Origin of the sequence: Streptomyces sp. NRRL F-5630 (genome assembly GCF_000719475.1) — a bacterium.
GTDB lineage: Bacteria > Actinomycetota > Actinomycetes > Streptomycetales > Streptomycetaceae > Streptomyces.
In genome coordinates, this window is the sequence record NZ_JOGO01000177.1 from 1 (window position 1) to 1,140 (window position 1,140).

Consider the following 1,140-nt stretch of genomic DNA (forward strand, 5'->3'; position numbering starts at 1 on the left):
CTCCCCCTCCCCCGCCCCGGCCCCCGCCCCCAGTGGGAAACTGGTCACGGCGCCCCCACATCCGGGCGCCGTGACCACAGCACGGCGGGCCCCCAGGGTCCGGCAGGGGAGGCGGACGATGGACGAGGCTCGGGCGCGCGAGGTGCTGGGCTCCGCGGGGCTCGACGCGGGCGCGGAGCTGATGGTGCTCGGCGAGAACGCGGTCTTCGCCTCCGGGGACCTCGTGATCAAGGTCGGGCGGGCGCCCGAACTGCTCGAACGGGCGCAGCTCGCGCTCCGTATCGCGGACTGGCTCAAGGAGAGCGGCGTCCCCGCCGTGCGCGCCGCGCGCTCCGAGCCGCTGCTCGTCGAGGGGCACCCCGTCACGCTGTGGGAGCGGCTGCCGGAGGCGAGCAGGCCCGCGACGCCCGCCGACCTCGCGAGTCTCCTCCGCCAGGTCCACGCGCTGCCCGCCCCGGCCTTCGCCCTGCCCCGGCGGGAGCTTCTCGGCGGCGTCGAGCGCTGGCTGCGCCTGGCGGGCGACGCGATCGACCCGGCCGACGCGGCTTTCCTGCGCGAGCGCCGCGACGGCTTCGCCCCTGCCGCCGCCGCGCTCACCCCGCACCTGACCCCCGGCCCGATCCACGGTGACGCCCTGCCGCGCAACGTGCTCGCCGGGCCCGACGGGCCGGTCCTCTCGGACCTGGAGACCTTCTCCTTCGACCTGCGTGAGCACGACCTCGTCGTGATGGACCTCTCCCGCGACCGCTACGGCCTCCCCGCCGAGGCGTACGAGGACTTCGTACGGGCCTACGGCTGGGACGTCCGCGAGTGGGAGGGGAGGCTCACGCTGCGCGGGGCGCGTGAGACGGCGAGCTGCGCGTGGGTGGCGCAGCACGCGCCCTCGAACCCGGCCGCGCTGACCGAGTTCCGGCGCCGCGTGAACTCGCTGCGGGACGGCGACACGACGGTGCGCTGGTACCCCTTCTGAGACCGGAGCCGGGCAGCCCGCCAGGTGCGGAGAGGGACGACCGGCGGCACGAAGCCCCCGGCGTCCAGCAGCCCGATACGTGCCTCACCGCCCCGAACCCCAGGCTCTACGCGCACGCCCCACCCCACCCGCACGAGCACGCCCCACCCCTACACGCACACCCCCGACAC

At 76.2% G+C, this 1,140-nt stretch carries 1 protein-coding gene; it reads left to right on the plus strand.

Annotated features, from left to right (window positions below; all coding sequences use genetic code 11):
* The first annotated feature begins 118 nt into the window (after window positions 1-118).
* A complete protein-coding gene (locus tag IF99_RS0130205; RefSeq protein WP_031001684.1) occupies window positions 119-970 on the plus strand; it encodes a phosphotransferase enzyme family protein in 852 nt (283 codons plus the stop codon).
* Window positions 971-1,140 lie beyond the last annotated feature (170 nt).